Annotated in this window: 3 protein-coding genes; all 3 read left to right on the forward strand. The window is 48.7% G+C overall.

The genetic code is table 11. The annotated features are described in order from the left end of the window. The coding region (locus tag KDK17_RS08345; RefSeq protein WP_257287842.1) for a hypothetical protein at positions 1-473 on the forward strand (473 nt) is incomplete at its 5' end. Between the two features lie 132 nt (positions 474-605). Next, on the forward strand, positions 606-2,864 hold the full coding sequence (locus KDK17_RS08350; protein ID WP_257287843.1) for a lipopolysaccharide assembly protein LapB: 2,259 nt from the start codon (positions 606-608) through the stop codon (positions 2,862-2,864). Positions 2,865-2,969: 105 nt separating this feature from the next. After that, the coding region (locus KDK17_RS08355; protein ID WP_257287844.1) for a hypothetical protein at positions 2,970-5,089 on the forward strand (2,120 nt) is incomplete at its 3' end.

Raw genomic sequence — 5,089 nt, forward strand, 5'->3', positions numbered from 1 at the left:
ATAAAAATGAACGGGCTCAAAGACTGATTCATCGCTGCTGTGATTTATACCATACGAGTGAATGTGAATTGGCACTGCTGAGTACCTATGCCGGAACAGCAAGGTTCATGGAAATGATGACTGGGTATCAGGAAAGCGCCAATAGAATACTGTTAACTTCGATCCATTATTTCAGTCTGGCTTCCCGGCAGATAGCAGATGGCGACCCTGAGACAGGACAGGATAGCCTTAAAAAGGCGCTTGAGTATGCAGAATCCGTACTGGAGAAATACCCCAGGAATGCAAGCGCCTGTTCGCAAAAAGCCCACTGTCTCAGAATGATGAATTACAGTAAAGACGTTTGGAGCGAATGGTTCAAAAAAGCCGAAACCCTTGACCCCGGACGGGGAGAGAAGTTTAAAGCTTACGACATTTGGCGAATCATCGAAGCCAGAGCTGTTGAAAAGGTGAAGAATCAGGCACAGCAAACATAAGCGCCTGCGGCGAAAATAAGAGTCTGGCCAATGAGCCAGCAATATTGAATTCCAAAGGATCAGGTAATTAAGGCGCTTGGATGAACTCTTATGTATGTTTGCTGTCTTAAGAGCATAGGGAGGTCACTTTGCATGAGTTACGGATTACCACCAGCCTACGGTTCAACATCGCAACCGTCACAACATCGCTTGCCTGAATCCGATCAGGACGCTCATCAGGACAGAAAGCCTGCATCTGATTTAAACCCGAATGCGCTACCGTTTGTTCCTCGTCGTTCGTGGGAGAACCGGTTTTCGAACGGCCAGGATATTCATCGTCGGCAAACCACTGCACACGGGGTACCTTCTTCCCGGGGTTTGCAGCCCTCAAGAAAGAAGCAATCGCCCATTGCGGCTGAAGAAAACATCAGCCAGGCTTACGAAGCACTAAAAAACCAATGTTTCACCGATGCAGAAGAAACATTCCGGTCCACCTTAGAAGAATACCGGGGCCAACTCAACCAGGCCGACGAACGAAACGCAACCATAGGGCTGGCAAGATCGCTGAAAGAGCAAACCCCGGAAAAACAGAAAGAAGCCTGTTCTCTTCTGCAAAAACTCAGGTCGGAAGAACCATTGACTGAACTCGGGGCTTCCAGAATTCCTAACCTTGACCTGACCCTGAGCCGCTGTGAAATAGCGCTTGGATTGATTCCTGATGCTGAAACACGACTGTTAAAACTGAGAAACATAAATCCCGACGCTGATGAAGAGATCCTTTGCCAGAAATCTCACAATTTTGACGCTGATGTCACCAATGCACGACTGTGGCAGTTTATGAAAAAACACCAGATGACTGAAACACTGCTGGTGAACATGAAAACAGAGCTGACCGAAATGCTGCAGTCACATCGATACAGAGGCGTTGCAGAAAGACTGCGTAAACAACTCCATACCGTCAATATTGCCCTGGTGCGACTCTTGCAGGAGAGGGACCTGTATGAATGGGCTGAAGACCTGCTACTGAAAATGAGTGGCAAGCGATCCAACAACAGTGAGGCGTTACTTTGTAAAGCCTGTGGAGATGATGAAATTGATCTGGCTCTGGCACGACTCTGGCAGCTAATGGGAAAAAACGAGCAGGCTGAAAAACTGCTGCTGAGCATGAGTGGCAAGCACCCCAATGCCAGTGAAGAAATCCTTTGCAGGCCTTATTGGAATCTTGATATTGATATGACTTTGGTGCGGCATTGGGAGGTCATGGACAGATATCACCTGGCTGAAAAACTGCTGCTGAACATGGTTGGCAAGCATCTCGGCCTCAATGAAGCCATCTTGTGTCAGCCCTGTGGAAATGATGAATTGGATCTGATTCTGGCACGACTCTGGTATGAGATAAAGAAATATGAATGGGCAGAAAGACTGCTGCTGAACATGAGTCACAAGCACCCCAATGACAATGAAGAGCGCCTGTGCAAATCATGCGGGAATAAGGATATTGACCTGGCTCTGATAAGAGTTTGGGAGATGCTGGGCAAATATAAATGGGCTGAAAAATTGCTATTAAACGTGGCAGGCAAGTCTCCCCTCGCCAGTGAAGAAGAGCTGTGCAAACCCTGTGGTGATTTTATCATAGACCATACTATGACCAGATATTGGGAGAGAGTGGGCGAGAATAAACGGGCTGAAAAGCTGCTGCTGAACATGAGTGGCAAGTCCCCCAAAGCCACTGAAGAAATACTGTGCCAACCCTGTGGGCACTTTCTGATTGACTTGGCCCTGGTGCGAGTCTGGGAGGCAATGGGCGACTATAAACAGTGTGAAAAACTGTTGCTGAATATCATTGGCAAGCAGCCCGATGACAATGAGGAAGACCTGTGCAGGCCCAGCGGGAACCACGATGTTGATCTGGCCCTGGCACGCCTCTGGCAGATGATGAATAAAAATAAACGGGCCCAAAGACTGATTCAGCGTTGCTGTGATCTCTACCAAACGAGCGAATGTCAATTGGCACTGCTGAGTCTGCATGCCGGGACAGCAAAATTTATGAAAATGATGACCGGCTGTCAGGAAAGTGCCAATACACTGCTGTTAACCTCGATCCATTATTTCAGGCTGGCTACCCGACTGATAGCAGAGGGTGACCCTGGGTCAGGACAAGATAACCTTAAAAAGGCACTTGAGCATGTGGAATCCGCATTGGAGAAAAACCCCTTGAGTGCAAGTGCCTGTTCGCAAAAAGCGCACTGCCTCAGAATGATGCGTTACAGCGAAGACGTGTGGAGTGAATGGTTCAAAAAAGCCAAAACCCTTGACCCCGGCAGGGTAGAAAAGTTTAGAGCTGACGATGCCTGGCGAATCACCGAAGCGATAGCTCTTCAAAAGGTGCAGAATCTGGCACGGCGAACATAAACCTGCCTGCCACTCACCGTTTTATTTAATTCCGGGATTAAGACGCTGCCATGAACTTCTATACCCGTTTGCTGTCTTATGAGCATAAAGGGAGGTTACATTGCCATGAGTTACGGATTACCACCAGCCTACGGTTCTGCATCGCAACCGTCACAACATCGCTTGCCTGAATCCCATCAGGACACTGATAAAGACAGAAAGCCTGCATCGAAATTAGACCCGAATGCGCCACTCTTTGTTCCTCGTGATTCTTGGGACGATCGGTCTTCGGCCAGGTCTTCAGCAATGCCCCAAACTCTTCGCCATCGGCAAACCAGTGCGCACAGAGCCTCTTTTTCTCAAAGGCCGCACCCGTCAACGAATAAGCAATCGACTGTGGCGGCTAAACAAAAAGTCGACCAAGCTTTCAAAGCATTGAAAAAGCAACATTTCACCGATGCAGAAAAACAATTCCTGGCCATCCTGGAAGAATGCCCGGACGAATTGAGCCAATCCGACTACCAAAACTCGGTCATAGGGCTGGCAAGGTCGCTTAAAGAGCAAAACCGGGAAAAACAGATAAAAGCCTGCACTCGTCTGGAAGAACTCAGGTTGAAAGGCCACTTGACTGCACTCAGGGCTTCCAAAATCCACCACCTTGACCTGACCCTGAGCCTCTGTGAACAGGCACTTGGGTGGTTCCCGAAAGCTGAAGAACGACTTATAAGACTGAGAAATATAAAGCCCGATGCTGATGAAGAGATCCTTTGCCAGCATTCCAACTATTTTGACGCTGATATGGCTAATGCCCGACTGTGGTCATTGATGGACAAACATCAGATGACTGAAACACTCCTGGTGAACATGAAAACAGAGTTGACCAGAAAGCTGCTGTCGAATCAATGCCCTGCCTATGCAGAAACACTGCATAAACGACTCCAGATCGTCAATATTGCCCTGGTGCGACTCTTACAGGAGAAAGGCCTGTATGAATGGGCTGAAAAATTGCTGTTCGACATCAGTGACAAACAAACCAATGACAGTGAGGATTGCCTTTGCAAGGCCAGTGGAAATAATGAAATTGATCTGGCACTGGCACGACTCTGGCAGCTAATGGAAAAAAACGAACAGGCTGAAAAACTGCTGCTGAGCGTGAGTGGCAAGTCCCCCAATGCCAGTGAAGAGATTCTTTGCAGGCCTTTTGGAGATCTTGATATTGATCTAGCTTTGAGTCGGCATTGGCAGAACATGGGCAAAAATCATCTGTCTGAAAAATTGCTCCTGAACATGAGTAGCAAGCACCAGACTGACAGTGTTGAAAAGCTTTGCAGGGTCAGCGGAAAGCGTGTGGTTGATCTGAACCTGGCCTTACTCTGGCAGTCCATGGAAAAGCTGGAACTTTGTGGAAAACTGCTGCTGAACATGAGCGGGAAGCGCCCCGGCAGCAGTGAAGAAATCCTGTGTCAGCCCTGTGGAGATTATGGAATTGACCTGGCCCTGGTCCGATACTGGGAACAGATAGGCCAATATAAAATGGCTGAAAAGCTGCTGCTGAATATGATTGGTAAGCATCCCGGCCTCAATAAAGAAATCCTGTGTCAACCCTGTGGAGATCATACCCTGGATCTGACCCTGGCCCGACTCTGGCAGACGATGGGCAAAAATGAATGGACGGAAAGACTGCTGCTGAACATGAGTCACAAGCACCCCAATGACAACGAAGAACGTCTCTGCAAGCCTTCCGGGAAGAAAGATGTTGATGTGGCGCTGGCAAGAAATTGGGAGGTGCAAGGCAAATATACACTGACTGAAAGATTGCTGTTGAACATGGCCGACAAGTCCCCCTTCGCCGGTGAGGAAGCGCTGTGCAAACGCTCTGGAAATCTTGGCATTGATCTGACTCTGGTGAGATTTTGGGGGAGAACGGGCGACTATAAACGGGCTGAAAAACTGCTGGTGGACCTGAGTGGCAAGAATCCCGAGGCTACTGAAGATTTACTGTGCAAGGCCTGCGGGAACCCTCTGGTTGACCTGGCCCTGGTGCGAATCTGGGAGCTAATGGGCAAACATACACGGGCTGAAAAACTGCTGCTGGACGCGAGTGGCAAGCAACCCGATGACACTGAGGAAGACCTGTGCAAGCCCTGTGGGAATCACTATATTGATCTGGCCCTGGTACTCCTCTGGCAGGTGATGGATAAAAATGAACGGGCTCAAAGACTGATTCATCGCTGCTGTGATTTATA

The sequence above is a fragment of the Endozoicomonas sp. SESOKO2 genome (assembly GCF_024606245.1).
GTDB lineage: Bacteria > Pseudomonadota > Gammaproteobacteria > Pseudomonadales > Endozoicomonadaceae > Endozoicomonas_A.

What these genes read in the sequence shown, in the direction of transcription:
- KDK17_RS08350 (WP_257287843.1), top strand. Translation starts at nt 606, where the DNA reads ATGAGTTACGGATTACCACCAGCCTACGGTTCAACATCGCAACCGTCA.